The sequence below is a fragment of the Paenibacillus sp. GCM10027626 genome (assembly GCF_042676285.1).
Taxonomy (GTDB): Bacteria; Bacillota; Bacilli; order Paenibacillales; family Paenibacillaceae; genus Paenibacillus_Z.
The window spans coordinates 94,042-118,868 of sequence record NZ_JBHTHC010000020.1; the positions used below are offsets into that span (position 1 = coordinate 94,042).

Consider the following 24,827-nt stretch of genomic DNA (forward strand, 5'->3'; position numbering starts at 1 on the left):
GCGTAACGACGGACCGCAAGCGTAACCGCGCCCGAAGTAGCCCCGCGAAAATAGAGAAACAGTTCCCCTCATCAACAGGTCATCTCTGCATTTACAGTGCCTCCGGCAGGCATCAGACGAAAAAGAGACCGAAAGGAGTGAACCGATCGGCTCGCTTCTCCATCTAATTAATGGATTCACTTACAAGAAGCAAGGAGGAATGCCCGTGTGCAGCAACTAGTACCAGATATCAAGCTTGCCCGCAAAGGAGACAAAGAGGCTTTTGTCCGGCTCATTCGAACGGTCGAGATTAATCTTTACGATGTGGCACGGTCGATCGTCAAGCGGGACGAGGATTGTGCGGATGCCCTTCAGGAGACGATTCTTAAGGCATGGAAGGCGATCCCCGCACTCAAAGATCCAGCCTACTTCAAAACATGGCTGTTCCGCATCCTGATCAACGAATGCAACCAGATTCTTCGCAGAGACAAGCGGACGGTACCTTCCGAAGAGCCGGCGGTCCAATCTTCATCCGTTGACGTATACGAGAACATCGATTTGCGCGAGGCAGTCAACCACCTGGAAGACACGCTCAAGCTGGTGATTACACTTCATTATTACGAAGATATGCCGCTTAAGCAGATTGCGGAATTGCTGGAAGCCCCCGAGGGAACGATCAAATCCCGTCTGCACCGCGCGCGGTTGCTGCTTGCGGAACGTTTGCAAGGACCTGAAGAAAGGAAGATGAGTTATGAACCTTGTTAATCTAGATAAGGAGCTCGCCGGAATACCGCGGGACCGCACGACGGAGCTGCCTGATACAGTACGCACTCGCATAGATTCGACTTTGGACAATCTTCCCGAGCGGCAAAAGCGGAAGGCGCGTTCTTTCCTATGGGGAACCACGGCTGCTGCGCTGGTGGCAGGCTGCACTTTAGGGTCGGCGTTCGTCTCGCCGGATATGGCGGCAGCTTTACGGCAGGTTCCGGGGATCCAATCCATCTTCCGCATAGCGGGCGATTATGGGCTTAAGATGGCGGATGAGAAAGGATTAGTCACCGAGGTTAACCAGAGTGTGACAGTTAAGGGAATTACCATTACGGTAAATGAGGTTATGTATGACGGGGCTCGTTTGAGTATCGGCTACTTGCAGAAATCCGCTAGCGGAATAGAGGAGCTTGGACATCCCGAATTTCAAATCAATGGAAAATCTTTTAATTCCCCTGGAAGCGGATCCGGAAGCCGTGTGGATGACCATACGTATGCAGGGGTTATCAATCTGACTCCGGAGACCGAGTTTTCAGATGAATTTGATCTCACCATGACAGTTTTCAACGTGGGCAAGACGCATGGCAAATGGGAATTCAGCTTCCCCGTCCGCAAAATCGCTTCCAGCAACAAGGCAGTGATGCCGATGATGACTCGAACTTATGGAGACCTTACTGTGACTGTACAGAAAGTCATCTTTACGCCAAGCTCTACTGAACTTACTGTACAAACCAAGCGGCCCAAGCAGGCGCAAGGATTCATCAACTATGACATCATCGATGATAAAGGCGTCGTGCTGGAGAGGCGCGGCGGAAGCGGCGGGGGACGAACCGAGGGAGATTATGAAATCATGGACTTCAAACAGCAGTTTGGCCCAGCCGAGCAACTGCCCAAATCGATTAAAGTAAGGCCTGTTTTGGAAGCTCCCTCCTCGGGGCCTTTAAAAGAAACTAGGCTCCCGTTGACCGGAACGCCGACTGAAGAACACCCCCTCGTACTGCCCCAAGGAGAGAGCGGGGCGCTAAGCGTGACCAAAGTGGAATATTTTAAAGATAAAACCCTCGTCCATTACCAAACGGAAGGAAGTCAGCCGTTCCTGCAATCCACACAGTTGTGGATCGAAGACGAGACCGGCAAGAAACACCTGCTGCTGGACAAAGCTACGGAAACTGTCGATCCGGTTAACTACAAATTCATTCGGGAATTCCCGGCTTTCCGGCCGGAGCAGAAGCTGACTTTCGTGACAAGGGAGCTTCCCCCGCCGAATTACACCAAGGATCTGGAAATGACGATATCCATAGCACCCTAATCAGGTTTGCCATCGACGGGTGTCCCAACCGAGTTATATCCTCGCACTGACAGTGATCTTTACGGCAATCTGTGATTTTGCTGTGGGATCCACAAAGTTAAGCAAAGCAAAAGGAGCTGTCTCCCACAGCTCCTTTCAATTAGATCGAAGGATTGGAATGGGCTTTGGCTGCTGCCAACGTCCCCAACTGAGCGGTCCACGCTCACAGCCGCAGGCAGCAGCATTTCACTGACGAAATCGTGCGGCTGTTCTGGACAAACATCCCGTTGTCATGGTAGAGCGTACAATGCGGGACATTCAGACGAACCGCGTCTATTGCAATACGAAGGAAATCGGGGCATTAATGGTCGATTATCTATTCGCATCAACGGCTTTCAAAACGCCCTGCTGCATAAAGGATTGGAGCCGCTCTCCGAAATGCTTTATGCAGAGGTGCTTTCAGTATCATTCTAGATTTTCATACATTATTAATCATAGAGAGTATTTCCCATTTTATAATAAAATGAGCTTTTGAAGTAAACAGGTCGCTTTTGAAAAATAGGTCATATCTGCTTTTGAGTTATATCTATTCGGGCTCCAAGGAAAGGAAAAGACTGCTAAGCAGTAGATCATCTCTACTGCCCAGCAGTCTTTAATAAAAGTTTATTGCTTGCCAAGCTCCCTAATTTCATCCACAGGGATCTCCAACGTTTCCGCTAGCTGCTCTGGAGAAAAACCTTTGCCCAAAAATTTTTGGATAATGAGCTTGCGTTCCATCGTCTTGCCGGTCTCCTTACCTTTTTCAGCGCCTTGTTGAAACCCTTGTTCTATTCCCTGCTCTATTCCTTGTTCGATCCCTTTCTCAATTCCCTCTTTAATTCCTTCCTCATACCCCGCACGCGACCAAGCTGGCATTAGCTTCATGATTTGCTCCCCTTCCTGTGGGTTCTCTTCACTTATTGCACGCAAGATCTCTTCATCCCGCTTCATATCGAGTTTAAAATACAAGTCTGCCACCGACATGATGAGCGCCATTCGTGCTTCGTCCAAATTATTCTGGAGTCGCAATATCATGCGTAAATAGGCCGCTCTCACTTCTCGTTCTTCCTTCTTATTATAGCCCATTTTCGCTAACAATGCAGCCGCTACCGGATTATCCGACGTAATAAATCTCCGCCAATCCTGACGCCTTAATTCAACCTTAAAAAAATGAAAATACAAGATATCCTGCTCAGGGATCGTCATGGTTAACGTATTCTGCTCTTCTCGTACATCATCTGCCGAAAAAATAGCGATCGGAATGATGATTGGATACGTCTTGCGATACTTCTCAAATAGGCGGCTGAAGTAAATAAACATTCGTTCATGAAAATCACTTTGCCGATAGGATTGCGGCTCGATATGTACCAAAATAAAGGCATCCAGCGATTTATACCTTGTTTCCACTAATAAATCCAAACTGCGCGATTCTTGACCAACAACATCGACTAGCAATTCTTGCATAAGCAGCCGTGTGCGCGAATGATCCAGCAGTCGATCCAGTTCAGGAAAAAACAAAGCGATAAATTCTGCGAAAAAAGTTTGCAATAACTTTTTGAATGCTTCATCATGCGGGACAACATGACGTCCTCCCTCCTCCACTTCAATCAAAACCAGTTCCCCCTCCCTAGCCAAAAAACAAAACGCCGCCCAAAACCCCCCGCTTGCGCGAAAGATTTGGACGGCGTATGCTTTACGACCGTTGCTATCATTTTGAAGTGATTATACCTTAATTCAATCTAATGTACAATCTTTTTCCACAATATCTCCTTTGATACTTCTGCCATCTTACTCCAGTGATGACACCGTCCGCAACTGAATGCCGTGTGCAGCCGTAAGCTTTAGTTCGCCGCCTTCCAGCGGTCGTAAGCAGCCTGATTAATCTCTACATATTGCTCGATATTCATCTTCTTCAATGTATTAATAAAGTTATCCCATTTATCGAATGATTCCTGCCCCGTAATAAACTTCGCTTCCATCGAATCCAGATACGTTTTCAAATCGGTCGAAATGACATCAATCTGATCCTGCTCTTCGGCCGTAAAGTAAATAAGCGGGAATGGCAATCTGGCATGCGGCATGATTTTCTCTTCTGTCTCCTTGAAACGATGCTCATGGCCGACATCATCCCAGCCGCGCTCCACTTCAGGACGAACCCATTTGGGCAGCGGCGTACCTACGTCAGGCGTCAATGTGCCGCGGTATTCTTCCGTATTCATCCCATTTGCCGGCTCAATATATTTCCGCAGCCCTTTTTCCTTATCAGCGTATTCCCACAGATCGCCCTCTGGGCCGTAGTGAACAAAGATGCTACCTTCTTTGGAATACAAGTAATCGACCCACTGAATGGTACGAACAGGGTCCGGGTTTTGGCTTGTAATCGCGAATACGCCGCGTACAATACCCGCGCTAATTGCTGCAGTGTTCGTTGGATTGATGTCGCTTGACAGTGCCGGTAATACCGGATATTTCAGATTATCCTCCGGTTTATCTACCTTAAAGCCAAGAAATGGCGCAGCATGAACGAACATGCCGACTTTATTTTCCTTTCCTTTCGCGCTCATCTCCGTAAATGTATCCGTATAAGATGCCGGATCAACGAGCTTTTCCTTCCACAAACGATTCATAAATTGCAAGTACGCCTTATAGCCGTCCGTCATTGCTCCATAGTGCACCTTGCCGTCGTCATCGACATAGACCTCTCTGCCCCAGACGCCGAAGGCCGGCAAAATGACGCTATGGAAATCCTTCATTTTATTGTTCGTGCCGAGCGGAATTTCATCCGCCTGGCCATTTTTGTTGGCATCATTGTCTTTGAAGTTTTTGAGCAGCTCATACAACCCTTCGACAGTAGTCGGCAGCTCGGTAATGTTCAGATTGTTCAGCCAATCGCCATTCACCCATGTCGTAGGCGCTACGGCAATCGAAGCTTTATTGACGTGAGGCAGGGCATAAATATGTCCGTCCGGCGTTGTCACCGACTGCTTAACGTCCGGCATTTCTTCAAACATCGCTTTAATATTCGGCGCATGCTCCTCAATCAAATCTTCAAGCGGCAGAAGAACGCCCTGTGAGCCGTATTTAATTTCTTCACCCGGCGTCAGGTTGGCGCCAAAAAAGACATCCGGCACCTCTCCGCTGGCAAAAGCCAGGTTCTTCTTCTCCTCATAGCCCTCCGAAGGCGGCGTGTCAAACACAAACTTAATGTTTGTCCTTTTCTCCATTTCCTTAAAAAATATCATTTCTTCCCACGGGCCATGAATCGGATGCTTGTAGCCCATCATTTTCATCGTGATCGGTTCGCTGGAAGCCATTTCCCCTTCTGTATTGACGTTCGAACCTTGACCCTTATTGGCTCCCGCCTTGTCGGCCCCTCCCGTATTCGTCTTGTTCCCGTTATCTCCAGAGCATGCAGTAATTGAAAGCGAAGCCGCTACCGTCAGTGCCGTAATAGACAAAAAACGCCGATTCCACATCTTTGCCATACATGTTCCCCCTATGAAATGAAATAATATTTGCCTCTTAATTTGCTGCCAGTCATTCAGCTCAGCATCCCCCCTCTCACAGTCATCCGAACCTGACTGGCGACTAGCCTTTGACTGATCCGATCATAACGCCCTTGACAAAGTACCGTTGCAAAAATGGATAAACGACGATAACCGGCAATGTCGAGACAATAATGACCGAATACTTCACGATTTCCGCAATACGCGCCTGCTCCGCTTGCGCTTCAGCCTGAGCGCCGCCCATCATCGCTCCGTCGCTCATCTGATTAATAATTAATATTTCGCGCAAGATGAGCTGCAGAGGGAACCAGGCGCGATCCTTTAAGAAGATGAGAGCGTTGAAATAACCATTCCAATGTCCCACCCCATAAAACAGCGCCATCACAGCAATAATCGGAGCCGACAGCGGCAATATAATTTTGGCAAACAATTTAAAGTTGGAGCAGCCGTCAATTTCCGCAGCCTCTTCCAGCTCTCGCGGCACCGTGCTTTGAAAAAACGTGCGGGCAATGAACACATTCCAGACTGAGACCGCGCCCGGAAGCACCATCACCCACGGCGTATTAAGCAGTCCCAAATTTTTAATGAGTAAGTAGAAAGGCACCAGCCCTCCGCCAAAAAACATCGTAAAAATAAATAAGGCCGTAATCGTATTGCGTCCAACCAAATCTCTGCGAGATAACGCGTAAGCGCACGGGATGGTAAACAACAAATTAATCGCTGTACCGGCGACGGTATAAAAGATCGTGTTTCTGTACCCCGTCCAAATTTCCATATTGCGAAATACCCGCTCATAGCCTTCAAAAGTAATCCCTTTAGGAATGAGCCACATCTGGCCGTTCTTCACATAAAGCGGATCGCTGATTGACGCACTTATGATGTAGATAAGCGGATATAGTACCAATAGCATGACGAGCAGCATCATGCCTGCATTAGCCGCGATAAACAGCCGATCGCCCATTGACTCCCTTCTCATTCTTGCAGCCCCCTCTCATTTACCACAAACTCGCTTCACTTTTACGTCTGGCAATCCAGTTCACCACGACAAGAATAATGAAATTGATCACCGAATTAAACAATCCGACCGCAGATGAAAAGCTGTATTGCGCCTGCCTTAAGCCGCTCCGATAGACATAGGTAGAAATCACATCCGATGAATCCTGATTGAGCTGATTTTGCAGCAGCAATATTTTTTCAAAGCCGACGCTCAAAATACCGCCGGTACTTAAAATGAGCAAAATAATAATCGTCGAGGAAATGCCGGGCAGGTTCACATGCCAGATCCGGCGCAGTCGGGACGCCCCGTCCATAATCGCCGCTTCATGCTGCTGCGGGTCAATTCCTGCCAATGCCGCGATATAGATGACCGTTCCCCACCCCATGTTTTGCCACACATCGGAAAATACGTAGACCGTTTTGAACCATCCCGCCTCCGACATGAACGATACAGGCTCGAAGCCAAACAATCCAATAAAGCGATTAACGATCCCCGTCTCCGGAGAGAGGAAGGCAATGATGATGCCGGCCATAACGACAACCGATATAAAATGCGGTGCATATGTAATCGTTTGCACGCTTTTCTTGAAAGCGCCGTTGCGCAGTTCATTTAACCCGAGCGCCAGCAAGATCGGAATCGGAAATCCGACAAGCAGCGAGTAAATACTAATGCCAAGCGTATTCCAGATTAACGTCCAAAAATAATAAGAATCAAAGAAGCGAATAAAGTGTGTGAAGCCTACCCAATCGCTTCCCCATATCCCCTTTGTCGGTATAAAGTTTTTAAACGCAATTTGCACCCCGTAGATTGGAACATAATTGAACAGAATGACTGCTGCGAAGGCTGGCAAAATAAATAAATATAATTGCCAATTTTTTAATATTCGCTTCATTCTCCGGTCAGATTTGCTTTGCACTCGACTCTTGGCCAGATTCACTACGCTTGCTGTTCCATCATTCTCCATCCTAAGCCCCCGCTTTCAGACATCTTACTTCATCCATCTTCACTCCGAATGTAAACGGATACAACACAGACTAAACCCTCCAAATATTGTTATAACATTAAGGTGTGGATTCATTATAAATTGGATTCACTTACCTGTCAACATGAGAAAATACGTCATTTTTATCTGTTTTTCGGCCAAATAATGACCTTTCCGATCCGATCCGTGTTTTATCGCCTTTAAATGTCATAACAATAAAAAGCACGGAGATTGGCCCCTCAGCCCTCTCCATGCCTTTATGTCACACTTTCTATTGGTGCAGCCGTAGATTTCCGGATAATGACTTCCGTATCCAGCACAACTTTGCGAATTTCGTTCGTTCCGGAACGAATATCGCCAATCAGCATATTGACGGCTTCCTCGCCCATTTTAAAGAAGGATTGCTCCACCGTCGTTAGCGGTACATCGAGATGCTTGGTAAAAGACAAATTATCAAAGCCTGTAATCGACAATTCCTCGGGCACACGTATCCCATGTTCAATTGCCTTATTTAGGAGCGAGACTGCCGTAATATCATTCAGTACAACAACGGCTGTCGGTCTATCCTTAGACGCCAGTTCTACAAACCATCGTTCAATTACAGTTTGCATCACTACTTTGCGTTCATCATAAGGGAGTGCCATGCTTTGATTCAAATCAATCGGCGTGTTGATCACCCAATCTTTCCTTAGCGGGATACCGTTATCGATCAGCGCCTTGCAATAGCCCCGGTAACGCTCCCCGGCCGACTCCATTTCCAGCATCTCGCCGCACAAAAAAGCGATTTTCCGATGGCCAAGCGCAATAAGATGGCTTGTGATGCCGTAGCTTCCTTGAAAATTATTGGAGACGACCGCAGGAACCTCAATGCCAACGATATTGCGGTCAATCACGATAAACGGGAACTTGCTCACCATCAAATCGCTCACAATATCGATACTGCTTGAGCTTGTACACGGATACAACACAATGCCTTGCACCCCGTCCTGCCGCAATTGTTCAATAATCTCTCTTTCTCTGACCGGATCTCGCAAAGAATTGTGCAAAGTAACGTAATAGCCTTGCATTCTGGCCGCCTGTTCAGCCCCATGCAAAATATCGTAGCCGATCTCCTCGCCGAACGGCAAAATAACCGAAATCAGCGATAAGGACTGAGCTGCGCCGCTTCTCCTGCCGCCCTCAGCAGCAGCCTCTGCCCACTCCTTTTCCGGAGATACGAATGTCCCAACCGCTTTTCTCCGGTATACAAAGCCTTTATGCTCAAGCTCTTTCACAGCGCGCATCGCCGTAATTCGACTCACATTAAAGGTTTGGGAAAGCTCCTGCTCTGTCGGAATCTGATCGCCCGGGGATAGCTGCCGGGAATGAATCTGCTCTAGCAAATGGTCCAGCACAATCTCATATAAAGGTTTCTTTTTTGTTTTCAAACAGGCTCACGTCCATTGGCTCATTTTTATCTCTTAATGTTATGACATTAATTTTAACGTCATATTTTTATATGTCAAATGCTTGAACAATTGATCTTTTGATTACAGATAAATTCTTATGTGGTCAAAAAAGCCGCCTCCCAGTAGTCAGCAACTACTAGGAGACGGCTCATCCGTCCTACTGCTTCAATTTATCTATGGCCCGCATAATAATTACGACAGCTTCCGCCCGGGTCGCTTGTGCCTAAATAATCGCCCCAGTCAGCTGCGACCAGGGCGTTATTTTATCATTAAACTAGTTAATCCCTCAGTTCCACTTTCTCATAAAGACTTTTCAAATAGTTCGCAATGACACGAGATAACTGATTTGGCACTTCGACCAGACTCATATGCGATACATCTTCAAATGTGTTTTCCAATATATGCGGGTAACTAAAAGTTGAATTTGGCGTGTCTTCTTCGTTAATCGAGAAGGTTTCAAGCGGACATATGACCTCATCCTCAGCACCTGCTACTAGCAGGATGGGGTAAGTCGCTTCAGCCAGCACATGGCTGCGGTCCGGACGCTCCGTCATGCCTTGAAGCGTGCGGATGGCTCCTTCTTGGTTCGTCTTACAGCCTACGCGGATCAAGTCGTACATTTCGCCTTGCCATTCCCCTTGCTTAGACTCCGTAAATAACTTGGGAACCAGCCTTTTGATATAGCTTTGGATGCCATTAACCGATATATCCATCATGTCTTGTCGCCGCTTCTGCTTTATCTCTTCTGTATCCGGCAATGCCGTAGAGTGAATCAGCCCTAATCCCAACAATTTGTCTTTATATTGTTCCGCAAAGGCAAGTGCAACATAGCCGCCCAGAGAATGACCGAACATTACTACTTGGTCTAAACTTAATGTCTCGATTAGTCCATATATATCATCAGCCATTGCCTCCATTGAATAAATGCTGTCCGGAGCAGATGAACTGCCATGACCACGCAATTGCGGCATGATCACCCGATATTGATCACTTAACAGCGGACAAACTTTATGCCAGTAATAAGACGATCCGCAAAAACCGTGCAGCAGGATCACCGTCCGCTCGTTAAGCTCTCCACATTCTTCATAAACCAGCGCAACACCGTTCACATTAATCGTGTGCTCTTTCATCGTTGAACACCTACCTTATTTAAATTTAGTTTTGGCTTTCTATTCTTGTAAACCAATTTCGAGTTGCTTGAAACAATTTGTAGCGATATAAATTCCCGCTTCATTAATAGGGAATTCTTATGACATGAGCAGTGCCGCTTTTGTTATGCGAAGCTGTTTCAACATCGGATAAATGGGTTATTAATCTATCAAGCTAGTCAACAAATGATCTTGTTTATCGCCTTGCTTATTTTTGGCAGATTACATGAAGGAGGAGTTTTCTATGAACAAGCAAACAGATCTTTCAGCTACAAAGGTGCGTATCGTGGACAGCATCACAGAGGTTGAAGAGCAAATACGGTTCTTTCAAAATGAAGGGTATGAACAAGACAATATTTTCATACTCGCCCATGACAGAGATCGAACCTCCCGCATTGCAGACAAGACGGATGCGGGCACAATCGGGATCGCGGAGGAAGGCATAGGGACAGCCATTTCCAATCTGTTCCGTTCCACTGGAGATGAGCTCCGTGCCAAAATGAGATCGCTCGGCATTTCCAAATATGATGCGGAACGTCTGGAGGTTGAAATGGACCGGGATAAAGTTCTGGTCATTGCGTGGGGCGGAAAAGAATACTACGGGGAAGATTTTGACCCGGCCGTATTCTATTACACCTATTATTGAATTTCATTCCAATCGCTTTAAAAGGGTTGTCCCAAAAGTCGCTGGCCCATACGCAGCGACTTTTGGGACAACCCTGCATGTTCACACACCGCATCTGCCAGTATGGTATAGTGAGATTACACGGAACCCGGAACCAATCAAGAAGAGGAGGTTTGCCAATGAGCATCATAATCGTCGATGACAATACGGCCAACCAGCTCGTTGTTAAAGCAATTTTAAACAAAGCTGGTTACACGGACTTGATCTTCGCCTCCTCCGCCCAAAAATTATTTGATATTTTAGGAGTTCACTCCAGAATTGTGAAAGTAAGAGATGCGGAACTCATCCTAATGGATTTGATGATGCCTGCAGTCGATGGTTTGGAGGCGTGTAAAATATTGCAAGCGGATGACCGCTTCAAAGATATCCCGATTATATTCGTTACCGCAGTGGGCGATTCGAGCAAAATGGCCGAAGCGCTCGATGCCGGAGCCAGTGATTATGTAATGAAACCGATTAATCGTATGGAGCTGCTGGCCCGTATTCGCTCTGCCTTGAGGCTGAAGAAGGAAATCGACTGGCATAAAGAACGAGATACACGGATGAAAAATAAGCTGGAGCTTGCCAAGCAGGTGCAGCGCAGTGTATTAAGCAAAGCCATTGATGATGAAAACATCGAAATTAGCGCCGTCTACCAGCCCTCCTCCGAGCTTGCCGGCGATTTCTACGGCTGGTACCAAATCGATCGGCATCGTTACGGCGTTATTTTATTAGATATGATGGGTCATGGTATTTCCGCATCCTTGGTATGCATGTATATATCCTCTATATTAAGGGATACCATTACTCGCATGTCTGATATGGAGCAAGCTGTGCTTGAGCTTAACCGTTATATGAATCAGCTGCATATGGAAGATGAGTTAATCAATTATTATTTTACGGCAATTTATATGGTTATTGATACGATGGAGAAAACATTTGAATATGTAAACGCCGGCCATCCGGCAGGCATTGCCTATGCCGATGACCGCATAGAGCTGCTGGAGCATAGCTGCGGAGCAATCGGATTATTCAATACGCTGAATGTAAAGAAAAAAAGACTGCATTATAAAAAAGAGCTAAACATTATTTTATATACGGACGGATTAACAGATGCCATCGAGCATGGCTCGGAGATTGCTGCGGAGCACTTGGTCACCTTACTGGACAATAAAAAGGGCCTGGAGCCTGCTGAAATCATCCAACAAATGCTTCCCGAATGTAACAGCACCAATCAAAAGGACGATATTTGCCTAGTCAAAGTACGGAGCAAGTAATCTAAATTCATGACTAAATTATAATGACCGGAGTGAAGCGAATGTCAGCTAAAAAATTTCATGTGCGACAAGAAGAAACGAATGAAGCGTACATCTTATATGTGAGCGGAGAATTGGATCTTGCAGCTGTGCATCAATTCCGGGCTGTGCTTGGCCCTATTGTGAAGCAAGATGAAAAAGCTCTGATTCTCAACTTTAAAGAATTAACTTATATTGATAGTACTGGAATTGGAATTATTGTTTCCATCTTGAAAATTCGCGACGATTTGCATGCTCCCTTTATCGTTCAGGATATCCCCCCTTCTATAAAGCGTCTATTTAATTTGACAGGCATATCCGGATATTTAACAGAAGGGACCGAAGTTTAGCTATGGAAGAAATCCGTTTGCAAATTCCATCACAAGCTGATTATATTGATGTAGTTCGCGTATGCCTTTATGGCATTGCTACAAAAATAGGCTTTTCCTATGAAGATATTGAGGATATGAAGGTTGCTGTTTCCGAAGCCTGCAACAACGCCGTGCTGCACGGCTCCCAAGCCTCTGAGAACAACAGCATTGAAATCTGCTTCAAGCATAGCGACGCCAAGATCGTGATCAAAATTAAAAATAAAGGGTCGACATTTGCGCATAATGAGGCGTTAGACAAGGCTAATCCTCTGCCATCGATGACGAATATTAGCGATCTGCCTATCGGCGGTTTGGGTCTTTATCTCATGCAGGCACTGATGGATGAAGTTTCGGTTGAAACAAGGGATCTAATGACTGAAGTGACATTAATGAAAAGTATTAAGCAATGATGCTTGACAGAGGAGCCCGTTCAAGCGATCACTTGACAGGCTCTTCTTTGTCATGTTGGTCAAAACCATAAGCCCGGTATATGCCTTCCAGCAACAATGTAATTTCGATGTATTCCACTTCATTTCACCTGCTTTGTCAGCCACACCCGCATTAAGGAAAATAATTGCTCCATATTGATCGGCTTGCTAATGTAGTCAGAAGCGCCGGCTTCCAGACAGCGATCCCGGTCGCTTTTCATCGCCTTGGCCGTAAGAGCGATTATCGGTATATTTTTGAGCGCTGGAGTTTTCCGTATTGCCCGTATAGCCTCAAATCCATCCATAAGCGGCATCATAATATCCATCAAGATGAGATCGAAGCCGTCTTCCTTTTGCAATACCTCCATACACTGCCAGCCATTCCCCGCTACCGCCGCTTGCACCCCTTTTCTTTCCAGCGCTTTCACTAATGCAAATACGTTGCGGGCGTCATCTTCGACGATAAGAACTCTCTTGCCTATAAACAAAGCATCCTCGTTGTCCGACTGTTGCGAACCGTCCGCTTCATTCTCCTCTTCATGATTGGCGATTATGACGACTTGTGAATCTGCCGCCGCGGCTGCCTCCTCCATGCCTTTCGTAATCAATTCTACTCTCGATTCCGTCAAATTTGGCAAGTAAAGGGTAAATGTACTTCCTGCACCAGGTGTACTATCCAGCATAATTTTCCCGCCTAACAATTTTGCAAACTCATTACATATCGATAATCCAAGTCCTGTTCCGCCATACTCGCGATTCGTCTCTCCATCTGCTTGCTGGAAAGCTTCAAATACTAACTGCTGCTTATCCGGCGGAATGCCGATACCAGTATCACGCACCGAAATCGCCATCATCTGCTCATTGGGATACATCGGCAACAGCTGCTGTACGATAGACTGGTCTGCAGGCTCAAGCGACAGCACTACTGAACCCTCTTTTATAAATTTAAAGGCATTGGACAACAAATTTTTGATTATTTGCTGCAATCGTTGTCCGTCAGTACGCCAAATTAATGGAAGCTGGGGACTGGTTTCGATCCTGAATTGAATGCCTTTACTTTCAGCTATGGGTTCAAAGGTATGTTGAAAAAACGCTGGAAGCTCTGTTAAATTGACTTCATCGATCGTTAAAATAATTTTTCCCGCTTCAATTTTAGAAAGATCGAGGATATCATTAATCAGCTTGAGCAAATCATTCCCAGACGAATGAATCACTTTAGCGTACCCGGTTTCATCCTCATTCAATGTGCGATTTTCATTGTCAGCCAGCATCTGGGAAAGAATTAGAATACTGTTTAAAGGCGTTCTCAGCTCATGCGACATATTGGCCAAAAAATTCGTTTTGTACTGTGAGCTTTGCTTTAGCTTGGCCGAATATGCCTCCAGCTCCTCCTTTGCCTTCTCTAGCTCTTTTGTTTTCTGGACGGCAATTGAATTCTGTTCCTCAAGATGCTTCGTAGTCATCCACATTTCTTCTTGCTGCATTTGCAGCTGTTCCGATTGAGCTTGCAGTTCCTCTGTCTGAGATTGAAGCTCCTCTGTCAGCACTTGCGATTCGCTAAGCAGCCTTTCCACTTCCATCCGGCCGGCAACATTATTGACAGCAATTCCGAAATCAACCTCGATTTCTTCAAGCAGCTTCAGATGCTGAGAGGTAAATGATTCAAGTGAAGCGAATTCTACAACAGCCTCCACCTTGTTCTCATATTCAATCGGTACGATTAGAATGCTTTGCGGCTGAATTTGCCCGATGCCCGCTGTAATCATGGCCGGATGATCTTGAAGCCCATTCAAAAGAAAGATCCGGTTCTCAAGCGCACTTTGGCCAACGAGCCCCTCCCCCATAACAAATGCGGCTTTGCCTGCGCTTTCTTGCTCATCCAGCCCGGCATAAGAGGCAATGTTGACTAATCTTTGCTGCGTGCCTGTTTCTTTTCGGATATAAAACACACCGTAAGTCGCATTAATCATAGGTGCGACTTTGGCTAAAAAGGATTCACCCAATGTTGTAAGATCATTAATCCCTTGGCTCATCGTAGCGACCTCCGCTACCTTGGCTTGGATCCAATTTTTCGCTTCTAAGCTTGTCAGCAGCTCATTGGTAGCCTCTCCCAAATCTCTAATCTCATCTCTGGAGTTTACTTTAATTCGAGTCATGATATCACCTCCTGCTGAGGCAATATCGGTAATCGCTCTAACAACTTGTCTTATCGTTTTTACAATAGAACCTGAAACAAATGCAACGATCGATAGACCAATGACCGCAACGACAAGCAGCATGATATAAATCCCGATCGTCAATAACCGGTTTTTATTAGCAAGATCACTCATATGTTCTTTAGTAGATTGGATTTCTTTCGTATGCAAGGATTCAAATTTATTGCGTAAATCATCGAAATTTTGTTTGCCTAAATCATGATTATACAACTGGGATAACTCCGCCGATTTATTTTGTTTTTTCAATAAAATTGCCGGCTCGGCAACCTTGTTGATCCAGGTCTGAATATAGACTTTAATTTCTTCCAGCTCACTTTGTGCGCTCAGATCGTTGGAAATATACGCAGACAAGCTATTATATTTGGCTTCCCATTGTGATTTTCCGTTGGTATACGGCTCCAGATAAGCCTCGTCACCGGTTAGCAGATAACCACGCTGTCCAGTTTCCATGCTTAATGTAGCATTGCGAATAGAGGCAATTAAGTTATGAATTTCAATATCGCTGCTAGTAATCGTTTCTATTTCATTCTGCAGAGCTGAAATCCGGCCGGTAACAATTACAATCGACACACTTAGGCAACATATGACGAGGACATAGCCAATGGCAATTTTCATTCGAATATTAAATCTCATATCTCTTAACATCGTGGCCTCCTTTTCTTATTTGCACCATTGTCTAATTATAACATTAATGAAAAATCTGTTGTTTCAAAATAGGGCATTGCGGGTAATTAGTTTAAAAGAGGATGTGATACATAATGGATCTATTTATCCAAGCCGGTATGATCGTTATCGCAATTGCGGTTTTTATCCTCATGTACGCCATTTGGCAAACGATGAAGGTGTTGAGAGCGGCAATTGAAGAAATGCGGTTAATGATTGGACAAGTTCGAACCGATATCTCTACGATTTCAGAGGATATGAAAGAGGCCATTCATAATACCAATGCCATGACGATGGACATCAGAAAAAAGTTGAACTCATTAAATGTTGTTTTTACAGTTGTTAACGACATTGGACAAGCCGTCCATGCGTTTACAGATGCTGCCAAACACTCTGCTAAACAGCTCGCCGCATCTATGGAGCAGAAGCACCGCCAGTCCGCTCATAGTGAGGATGATCAAGCTGTTAAACCGAAGGACGGCATATCAGTTGCAATAATCGATGCTGTCATTTCTTCTTTGCGCATTTGGAAAAAAATAAATCGATTATAGTTTATAGATTATAATAGAGAAACTATAGAGAAGAATGATCCAAGCCTTAATGGATCATGTCGAAGTTCGTACAGACCCGGGTACTGAAATTATTTTAACGAAGAGAACGGGTGGAAGAGAGGAACGGTTATGAACAACAAATCCTCCTGTCTTACTGAAGAACAAACCATCGCTTTGATGAATCGCTATAAAGAGCATGAATGTAATGAGAGCGCAACAAAGCTGCTAAATCATTATAAACCGCTTATTCGCATGGCTGCCGTTAATATGTCTCGAAGCAGACCTGATTTATTCGAAGATCTATTCCAGGTCGCCCAAATGTCCATGCTTAAATTATTTAAGCAATATGACTTTACACGGGCAATTCCATTTGAAGGCTATGCGATGAAAAACTTGATCGGCTATCTAAAAAACTATTTACGCGATAAATCCTGGTATATCCAAGTACCTCGGAGAATGAAAGAGAAGGGGCTGCTGATCCAGAAAGCAATCGACCAGTTAACGGTCACGCTCCAGCGATCTCCGGGTGTAGATGAAATCGCTGCTTATCTAGAGCTTACTGTAGAAGAAACGATTGAAATTCTTTCTTCCCGTGATTCCTTGCAATATGTTTCACTGGACGCACCTATATCCACTGATAGCGATAATGCTACTGTCGGTGATTTAATCGAGTCGAGGGTGGATGATTACAGGGAGCTTGAGCTGCGGCTTGATCTGGAGGACGCGCTGGGCAAGCTGAATGAAGCAGAGCGTAATGTGCTCAAGCTCAGCTATCATAACGACCAGTCGCAGCGCAGTATCGCGCGGCAGCTTGGTGTTTCGCAAATGAGTGTTTCCCGTATTCAGAAACGGGCATTTCAGAAGCTGAAAGCGCTGTTAGCTGAAGACCGTTTAGATGAATAGATAGAGAGCAGCCTCATAAGTGAAATGCAATAGTAGCTTATGGGGCTATTCTGCGTGTTTGCGTGGTTGGGCAAAAGGCAAAAACGGCGCCGAGCCCCTCTGCGGGCAGCTCAGCGCCGGAACCTCGCTGTACACGAAGTAGTTGAACCGTGATTTATTTATCATCGGAGGCATTGAAGGAATCTTTAATACTTTGATTCGATTTCTTCGCATGCTCGGCAAGACTGCTTGCCTCCTCCTTGACGCTTTCAACGACTTCCTTTGTCGTATTTCCAACCCTTGATGCAATGTCTTTCGTCTTGCTGCAAAGAGATTGATATTTATTTAAGAGTTCCCCCCGCATTTGCGCGCCTGACTTAGGGGCTAATAATAGTGTAGCGATCACACCGACTGTGCCTCCAATTACTGTCCCAAGCAATAATCCGCTGCTTTTTGTTTCATTTGGCATTTGAAATCTCTCCTTTTTATTCATAATGAATCCACTTCTTACTTTACATTTAACCAAGCTGGCCAGCTTTGAAACAGGTTATCGAAAACATAATTGCAGAGAAAAAATACACCTTCCTACTATCATCGCCCCATGTTTTTGGGTTCCGATGCTAATTAGGAAGGTGTATTATAAACGTCTCTTTCGATTCCTATTTTCAAATGCCTGAGCCGGTCACGGTAAACGCCGCTATAGCCCAACTGTACGCCGGGTCTTCTTGTGCGCCGTCCTTATAGGTGGAAATTAAGGCCCATCTATCTTTCCCCGATGTATTGGGATAAGAAGCGTGAAAAAGAAAATCATGGAAAATAATCGCATCTCCCTGTGAAGCAGCTAAGTCGACTACCTGTGATTCATCAATATTGTCCTGACTTAATCGATTGCCGAACCCTAAACCGTCCGAAGTATCGCCGCTATGGCGCACATCACCTAACAGATGCGATCCGGGTACGACTCTCAGGCATCCATTATCGGGATTGGCATCATCCAACGCAATCCACACCGAATATTTATGACTGCCCTCCCAATAAGGATAATCCTGATGCCACGGGGAGCCAAAATCGGTGCTTGCGTTTTTGAACACAATTTTATCGCTCAAAAACACAACCTTCTCCCCGATAAGTTCCCGCAGAACGGTCACCAGCTCCCGCTTCGCCGCTGCTGCCGCAAATACCGGGCTGGCCGCAGCCATGCCGACATAGACGCCTTCCTTGCCAACTCCTTTCTCCTGCAGCACCTTGCCGGCCTCTTCTTTGAGCCTGACCGCCTCATGATCGGAAAACAGATTTTTCATGACAACATAACCGTCGCGATCAAATTGCTCTTTATACGTTGACGTCATTGCAATCTTCCTCTCTGAATGTCTGTAGGCGTACGCCCCTTGCCAGCTTTAACGATCCGGGCAAAATGATAGGAGGACTTAAAGCCGCAGCGTTCGGCAATCTCTCCGACTGTCAGCCCCGTTGTCCGCAGCAGCTCTACGCCGCGCTCCATGCGGTACTGCCATAAAAATTGCATCGGCGTCATCCCTTTATGCTGACGAAAAAGACGTACCAGCTGGCTTACCGATACATTCCCGCCAGCGGCCAAGTCGGCCAATGCCAATTCCTCGTGAAAACGTTCCTGAATAATCATCCGTACAAGCGTAACCGCAGGATGAACCGCAAGCGCCGCCGCATCATTCCGGCACTCCGCTGCATATTGCTGGAACACAGCCAGTGCGAGCGTATTGAGCACATCGCCGCTTCCCGGCATCCCTCGTCTTTGCAGTCCGAGAAGCGCATCAAGCAGCTGATTCATCAGTTCGGAGGTCGGCAGCTTATTCGGCAGTCCGCGCAATTGCTCCAACACCTCATGATCGATATCATACTCGAATACCGTAATCCAGCGATGCCAGGTTTCTTCCAGAACAGCGAATGCAATATGCACCTGCTGTCCGGGCAAAATCAAAAACATATGGCCAGGCGCAAGCTCCGTTACCGCATCGTCAATGGTAATTGTCATCGCGCCCGAATGCAGCAGTACCAGCTGCAGTTCGCTTTGCAGCCTGGGCCCATAGGTGACGCCGGGAGCGTTAACGATCGTTCCCGCATAGCATTCCTTTACCGCAAATACCGGACATTGACCGCCTGCGTCCATGCTCCTTGCCTCCAATCGCTTGCTCCTTCACTTACAAGAAGAAACGGCTGACGCCGTCCTTGAGGCGCAGCAAGTTTCTTCCCTTAGAAATATAAGCCAAGTATAAGGTAAAACTTATACTTTCTTATATTTTAAAATAACGCAAATATCGCTTTCTGAACATGCATGCCGTACGCTTCTTTGTGTCTGGGATGCGCATTTCGAGATAAGGGGTCTCCGGTCGGGCATTCTTCCCCTAACATTCTCAGCACCACCTGCCACCCGCCACCGTCCGGTGAACGCCCCCTCAAAAGTTGCAGTTTGTCACGTCTGATGATTATCCAGAAAAAGTAATACATGGGGCTCAACCTTAAAATCTGTGCTTGACTTCCCTTCCCCACAACTAACTGGACTTTATGCAGGTAGAATACTCAAAATAGATAATTTTTGCAGTCTAACTGGAAATCATCCAGCTAGTTCGGGCCAAATCGAGTCTATCCATCTCTATCTCCCATTCTAACTGTAGGTTTTCCATCTAGTCCAACTATCTAGCGAACAAAACAAAAAACGAACTGTAGAAAATCCATTTAGTCGGCCAATATAATAAGCCCCCAGCCAAATAGAGCTATTCTGCACGTTTCTTTAATCTTACATGACCCATATTGTGGTAAATCAACAGACCTACAGTTTGTGCAACCATTTCGCGTCATACCTCGCCTCCCCCCATACAAAAATACCCCGCACGTTATCCCGTAAAGGAATAACGTGCGGGGTCCCAATGGTTAGTTTGTTTGCGTCAGAGTCAGAGCAATGATGCGGGACAGCATGGCTGCAGCCTCTGCGCGGGTTGTCGCTTTTTGCGGAAGCAGCTTGCTGCCGCTGCCTGTTATTAATCCTGCTTCTACAAGCGCCGCTGCACTATTTTTCGCATATCCAGCTACTTGCCCGGCATCTGTAAACCCGTCTAGACCAGTTGCATTCCCTGGAGCAGCAGCCAGCTTCATCTGGCGCAGAACGCGTTCGATCATTACCATCATTTGCTCGCGCGTCACTTCTGCCTCAGGCTTGAATTCTGTCTCCGATACGCCTTTCACGAGTCCCAGCTTTTTCGCAACCGCAAGCTCCTTATAATAGTAAGCAGTCGGGCTTACATCTGCGAAGTTGGAGTCGGCCTCAGCTGTCAGGTTGAACATCCGCACAAGCAGGACGACCAGATCGGCACGCTTAATCACTTGCTGCGGAGCAAATTGATCCTTCGACACACCTTTAACGACGCCGCTCGCAGCCAATGTCTCGATCGCTTCTTCTGCCCACGCATGCTTAGTCAAGTCGCTAAACTTCTTCGGCGTATACACAACCTCATAGACATCTTCCTTCGATCCTTTAACCTTTACAATCCCCGCTGCCGGATCATAATGGCTGAAGATGACCGGTGTCTTCGTGCCGTCTTTATTGACCTTCAAAACCGTTACAACGCCAGGTGTTTGCAGCTGCTCCGGTGTCGGTTTAAACGCAAGCTCGATAATCGATTGCTCCGGCTTAACTTCCGGCTCCGGTTTCACTACCGGCGGCTCAGTGGTGCCCGGATTAGAACCATTTCCATTTTCATTGCCATTACCCGAGCCTGGACCTGGATTTTCTCCGTTCCCATTGCCCGGCTGATCCACAGCTTTCACCGTCACAGCGGCTACCGCTTTAATCGCTGTACCGTCAACCGTGCCATTCACCTTAAAGGTGCCAGCCTGAGCATACTGGCTTGGAGCGACGGCATCCCACTTCACAGCCACATCGGCCGTCGTTTTGTCAGCATACGTCGCCTTCACTTTTGCCGGCAATACAGGCGCTTTGCCGACAACCGTCTCTACGTCAACCGGAGCCAGGCCTGTAATTTCTACAGCACCAGGCCCACCTGGCTCATCCACAGCTTTCACCGTTACAGTGGCTACAGCTTTAATCGTTGTACCGTCAACCGTGCCATTCACCTTAAAGGTGCCAGCCTGAGCATACTGGCTTGGAGCGACGGCATCCCACTTCACAGCTACATCGGCCGTCGTTTCGTCAGCATACGTCGCTTTCACTTTGGCCGGCAGTACAGGCGCTTTGCTGACAACCGTCTCTACGTCAACCGGAGCTAGGCCCGTAATTTCTACAGCACCAGGCTCGTCGGGCACGCCCGGCACCAGCACAGCCAACGCTTCTGTTTCTGCTCTCGCCCCGTCGTAATTGCGCGTTACTTCAAGAATAACGCGTACGGTCGTATCCGCTTTTGGCGCAGCGATACTGCCGTCCGGCTTAATGATCGCTTCATCACTCGACGATTTCACGGCTACCGTAAATCCTGCCGGAACGGTCGGCAGCGTTAATTGCTTATCCTGTTTGGCCGGTGCCGGAATTTCAGCAATTGCATCAGCAATAGTTTGCGGGCTGATCGAGCTTACTGTAATGGCGCCCATATCGGGAGCGTAGCCGCTCGGATTATACAGCTTAATGCTGTTCATCCCTTTTTTCAATTCCACTTGAATCGTCTCGAATTGAATCTGCTGCCAGCTTGTTCCTGTTAACGGCAATTCAATTCCGGGCTCATCATTGATGGAAACAAAAACTGACCTTGGCTGGGCCGTGGCATATTCAAGCTGCAAATCGTACAGCCCGTCTCCCGGCACTTCAACATTTTGGAAGGTAGCGGTATTGTTATTGTCTCCCAGTCCGCCTACAAACCCGACCTTGCTGCCCGTCATAAACGCAGCTTCGCTCACCAGTTTGCTGAGGCCTGTCAATACGGCGTCGGCCGGACTATAAACCTGCTTCAGATTTTTGATCGTCCCCTCGGGCACCATCACTTTAATGGCCGCCGTATTGGACGTAACGCCGTCGGCAAGACGCTTGAGCTCAAATACGAGCGCTACTTCCGTGTCTGCCGCAGGCGGTAAAATTCTGCCCTTCAAATCGATCACGTCCGGACGGGAGGAAGACAAGATGCGAATGCTGTAGCCCTCCGGAACTTCCGGCAGCTTCAATTTGAACGCATTCTTCTCCGGCGCGGTTACTTTATCAATCGATGCTGCAAGCTCCTGAATCGGGTCCAGCACCGGATCGGAACCGGCCGGAACTATATATACGGCCCCGCCCGCTTCAAGCGAAAGGGTCACTTGACCGTCAACGACAGCCAAATCTTTGTTCACCAATCTTGGCAAGCCCATGCCAACCTGGTACAGCTGGACAGCCGTTACATCGCTCCAGTCCGCAGGCAGCTTCCAGCTTCTGTCCGTATAGCCCTGCTTACTAAACGCCATAATTTCCCTGGCGCCGTCCTCGCGCCACATCTCCGGTACAAACACGTCGGTACCGTCTGCAATGATCACCTCTCCTTGCGTGACGGTAAGCTTGTCGCCAACCTTGGCGCTTCTTACGTTGTCCGAGAAGGTTACAGCATTCGCCGCCGAATCATAGGCGATGCGGTCAAACTGGTTCAAATATTGCCACACCAGTGTTGTCGTGCTGAATTCAGCCAAAAATCCGGTCAAATCTTTTTTATCCTTCATCACAATATCTTCGCCGTGCATACTAACACCGAGCAGTTCATTGCCGCCTCTGCCGCCTACTGCTACTTTTGCAGGCAGCTTCATCTGCGCATCCATTGAACGCCAGTCCGCCCACCAAGCCATCGGCTGCAGCCCGTAGAGTGGATCGCCGCGATACAGCAAGAAATATTCGCTTGTGAAATCCAGGCCTTTGTCATGCCAGTATCGCATAATTTTTTTCTGTGTTTCCGTGTCTTGACGATACGTTGTTTTATGGTACGGGTCGGAGTACGCATCCGGGTTTGGCTCGCCCGGTACCGTGTGCGTTACAAAAGCATCGATATGAATCGTACCGCCCCGCTTCAGCTGCGGCAGCATCTCCAGCAAATTATCGATATTGCGCTGGAGGACGCCCGCTTCCCAGCTTCTCGTCAAATTAATGCGATAGCTTTGGCCGCTGACCCACAGGCCGCCCTTCATCAGGTCGCCATTCGCTTCCCGGCGAATGAGATCCTTCTCCATAAACTCATCCCACTGCGGGCTATCCTCGTAGGCGTCTGTCATATTAATATGCAAGCTGACAGTCGTATTGTACTTGACAGCTTCGTCCATCAGCCATTTCAGGCTGTCCAGCGCTGTCGCGTCTTGTTCGCGCTTGAGCCGCGGATTGACTGTATTCCAGTCCGGATATTTGGAATCGTGGCCGTCATGCTGCCAGCCGACCAAATAAACGATCTTCGGAATGCCGCGGGTCATGTTATCCATTTTTTTGATCGCTTCAAGCGCTTCCTCCAGGTTCAGCATAACGGCGCCGTTTTGGCCCAAATACAGCTTCATCGTCAGCGTCTTCGTATAATCTCTGAAATACGGATAAGCCGCCTCAGGCTTAATCGTAATCGTCATGGTATCACTAAAGGTGCGGCCATCGCGCTCGGCCTTCATTTCGACCTTCACGTCGCCGACGTCGTAGGTGCCGGCTCTGGCCTGGCCGTTCTCACCAATAATAAACCTTTCCTTCGGTGCGTTAAATTGTACTTTTGTGAACGGATCATTCAGCAGATCGATTGTACTGCCATCCTCCAGTGTACCTGTAGCGATTAGCTGTGTCGGCCCGTCAAGCGGCAGCTCGCGTACGGTCGCAGACAGTTCAACGGACTCAAGCTTGCTGTCGCTGTTTTTGTAAGCAAACTTGATCGTATGTGTCGTGACTTCCCCGTTTAGCGTCACATGGATTTTGGCCTCGCCCGGTACAGCCTGAGCCTGCTCGTAGCTTAGCTCCGCGCCCGCATCCTCTGCCCATGCTTCCAGCAAGGCTTGAATGACCGGCGGCTCTGCGGTGTCCGCAGGCACTCCGATTATATTTTCAAGAAGAAACGGGTTGTAGCCCTCAGCAGCCTTCCCATTCAACTGAACTTCTGCTAGCTGGTTCAATTCTGTTGCAATCAAGGATACTTCATCAATGTTCAGCCAGCCGTTAGGACCGCTCTGGAACAAAATCGTTACTTCCTGTCCTGCCTTGAAGTGAAGATCAGTCAACTCAACCAGGCTGTATTGCCCGAAGTTAGAAAAAGTAGTCGTGTAGCCCTCAATCGATAAGGAACCGCCCTGCGATACATTCATGACATGAGCTGACAGCCTATACGTCCCTGAAGCAGGAATCGTAACGGTTTGCGAAATGGAGCCGCCGCCCTTATCGATCCAGGAATGGGTCGTTCCTTTGTACGGATTATTGGTGGCGACGCCTGCCTGATCCTCCGGGCTGAATACCCAGTGCTCCTTGCCGGCCTCAAAGTCCGGATTCAAGACAAGATTGGGGGAATCTGCTGCCGCAGCCGCTGCTCCATTCCCATCCCCCGAAGCCAGCGCAATTCCGCCGCCAGCCGTAAAAAGCTGCAGCACCAAAGAAAATGCCAGACATATTGCCGCGACGACCGAGCCTGTTTTTCTGATACGCAT

The 24,827-nt window shown here is 47.3% G+C and carries 19 protein-coding genes; 8 read left to right on the plus strand and 11 right to left on the minus strand.

Going from position 1 to position 24,827, the window contains the following annotated elements; all coding sequences use genetic code 11:
* The first annotated feature begins 207 nt into the window (after positions 1-207).
* Together ACFQ0N_RS29315 and ACFQ0N_RS29320 are read left to right on the plus strand one after the other, a co-directional pair.
* Positions 208-744 carry a sigma-70 family RNA polymerase sigma factor gene (locus ACFQ0N_RS29315; RefSeq protein WP_379333146.1) on the plus strand — a complete coding sequence of 179 codons (537 nt, stop codon included), beginning with the start codon at positions 208-210 and terminating at the stop codon, positions 742-744.
* The gene (locus ACFQ0N_RS29320) at positions 731-2,056 is read left to right on the plus strand and encodes a DUF4179 domain-containing protein (protein WP_379333148.1); all 1,326 of its coding nucleotides are present in this window, start codon (positions 731-733) and stop codon (positions 2,054-2,056) included. Before ACFQ0N_RS29315 ends, ACFQ0N_RS29320 begins: the two co-directional genes overlap by 14 nt.
* A gap of 642 nt (positions 2,057-2,698) precedes the next feature.
* Here the strand turns inward: ACFQ0N_RS29320 and ACFQ0N_RS29325 are convergent.
* The 6 genes from ACFQ0N_RS29325 to ACFQ0N_RS29350 form a co-directional block, all read right to left on the minus strand.
* Positions 2,699-3,676 (minus strand): Rpn family recombination-promoting nuclease/putative transposase, encoded by a 978-nt coding sequence (locus ACFQ0N_RS29325; RefSeq protein WP_379333241.1) that lies wholly within the window; start codon positions 3,674-3,676, stop codon positions 2,699-2,701.
* A 239-nt stretch (positions 3,677-3,915) separates the two neighbouring features.
* Positions 3,916-5,559 (minus strand): extracellular solute-binding protein, encoded by a 1,644-nt coding sequence (locus ACFQ0N_RS29330; protein ID WP_379333150.1) that lies wholly within the window; start codon positions 5,557-5,559, stop codon positions 3,916-3,918.
* Positions 5,560-5,662: 103 nt separating this feature from the next.
* Complete coding sequence (locus tag ACFQ0N_RS29335; RefSeq protein ID WP_379333152.1) at positions 5,663-6,556, minus strand: carbohydrate ABC transporter permease; 894 nt, start codon at positions 6,554-6,556, stop codon at positions 5,663-5,665.
* Between the two features lie 19 nt (positions 6,557-6,575).
* Entirely contained in the window at positions 6,576-7,541 is a 966-nt protein-coding gene (locus ACFQ0N_RS29340; RefSeq protein WP_379333154.1) for an ABC transporter permease, read from the minus strand.
* 275 nt (positions 7,542-7,816) lie between these two features.
* Positions 7,817-8,986, minus strand: a complete 1,170-nt coding sequence (locus ACFQ0N_RS29345; protein WP_379333156.1) for a GntR family transcriptional regulator — start codon at positions 8,984-8,986, stop codon at positions 7,817-7,819.
* A 299-nt stretch (positions 8,987-9,285) separates the two neighbouring features.
* Positions 9,286-10,137: an alpha/beta fold hydrolase gene (locus ACFQ0N_RS29350; protein ID WP_379333158.1), complete on the minus strand. Its 852-nt coding sequence runs from the start codon at positions 10,135-10,137 to the stop codon at positions 9,286-9,288.
* Positions 10,138-10,399: 262 nt separating this feature from the next.
* Between ACFQ0N_RS29350 and ACFQ0N_RS29355 the strand changes: the two genes are divergently transcribed.
* The 4 genes from ACFQ0N_RS29355 to rsbW all read left to right on the plus strand — a co-directional run bounded on the left by ACFQ0N_RS29355 (position 10,400) and on the right by rsbW (position 12,895).
* Positions 10,400-10,801: a YflT domain-containing protein gene (locus ACFQ0N_RS29355; protein ID WP_379333160.1), complete on the plus strand. Its 402-nt coding sequence runs from the start codon at positions 10,400-10,402 to the stop codon at positions 10,799-10,801.
* A 158-nt stretch (positions 10,802-10,959) separates the two neighbouring features.
* Positions 10,960-12,096 carry a PP2C family protein-serine/threonine phosphatase gene (locus ACFQ0N_RS29360; protein ID WP_379333162.1) on the plus strand — a complete coding sequence of 379 codons (1,137 nt, stop codon included), beginning with the start codon at positions 10,960-10,962 and terminating at the stop codon, positions 12,094-12,096.
* Between the two features lie 41 nt (positions 12,097-12,137).
* Entirely contained in the window at positions 12,138-12,464 is a 327-nt protein-coding gene (locus ACFQ0N_RS29365) for an STAS domain-containing protein (RefSeq protein WP_379333164.1), read from the plus strand.
* Between the two features lie 2 nt (positions 12,465-12,466).
* Positions 12,467-12,895: an anti-sigma B factor RsbW gene (gene rsbW / locus ACFQ0N_RS29370; RefSeq protein ID WP_379333166.1), complete on the plus strand. Its 429-nt coding sequence runs from the start codon at positions 12,467-12,469 to the stop codon at positions 12,893-12,895.
* A 119-nt stretch (positions 12,896-13,014) separates the two neighbouring features.
* On the opposite strand, the gene ACFQ0N_RS29375 is transcribed toward rsbW, so the two are convergent.
* Positions 13,015-15,774, minus strand: coding sequence for a response regulator (locus ACFQ0N_RS29375; RefSeq protein ID WP_379333168.1), 2,760 nt, complete (start codon positions 15,772-15,774; stop codon positions 13,015-13,017).
* 113 nt (positions 15,775-15,887) lie between these two features.
* Here ACFQ0N_RS29375 and ACFQ0N_RS29380 point away from each other — a divergent pair, with 113 nt between their 5' ends.
* Both ACFQ0N_RS29380 and ACFQ0N_RS29385 read left to right on the plus strand, forming a co-directional pair.
* Positions 15,888-16,343: a DUF948 domain-containing protein gene (locus ACFQ0N_RS29380; RefSeq protein ID WP_379333170.1), complete on the plus strand. Its 456-nt coding sequence runs from the start codon at positions 15,888-15,890 to the stop codon at positions 16,341-16,343.
* A gap of 129 nt (positions 16,344-16,472) precedes the next feature.
* Positions 16,473-17,246, plus strand: coding sequence for a sigma-70 family RNA polymerase sigma factor (locus ACFQ0N_RS29385; protein ID WP_379333172.1), 774 nt, complete (start codon positions 16,473-16,475; stop codon positions 17,244-17,246).
* A gap of 154 nt (positions 17,247-17,400) precedes the next feature.
* Here ACFQ0N_RS29385 and ACFQ0N_RS29390 read toward each other — a convergent pair whose 3' ends face one another.
* The 4 genes from ACFQ0N_RS29390 to ACFQ0N_RS29405 all read right to left on the minus strand — a co-directional run bounded on the left by ACFQ0N_RS29390 (position 17,401) and on the right by ACFQ0N_RS29405 (position 24,827).
* A complete protein-coding gene (locus ACFQ0N_RS29390; RefSeq protein WP_379333175.1) occupies positions 17,401-17,718 on the minus strand; it encodes a YtxH domain-containing protein in 318 nt (105 codons plus the stop codon).
* 172 nt (positions 17,719-17,890) lie between these two features.
* Positions 17,891-18,574 carry a phytanoyl-CoA dioxygenase family protein gene (locus ACFQ0N_RS29395; RefSeq protein WP_379333177.1) on the minus strand — a complete coding sequence of 228 codons (684 nt, stop codon included), beginning with the start codon at positions 18,572-18,574 and terminating at the stop codon, positions 17,891-17,893.
* Complete coding sequence (locus tag ACFQ0N_RS29400; RefSeq protein ID WP_379333179.1) at positions 18,571-19,371, minus strand: helix-turn-helix transcriptional regulator; 801 nt, start codon at positions 19,369-19,371, stop codon at positions 18,571-18,573. The genes ACFQ0N_RS29395 and ACFQ0N_RS29400 overlap by 4 nt, the downstream gene beginning before the upstream one ends.
* 761 nt (positions 19,372-20,132) lie before the next feature.
* The gene (locus ACFQ0N_RS29405; RefSeq protein ID WP_379333181.1) at positions 20,133-24,827 is read right to left on the minus strand and encodes an S-layer homology domain-containing protein; all 4,695 of its coding nucleotides are present in this window, start codon (positions 24,825-24,827) and stop codon (positions 20,133-20,135) included.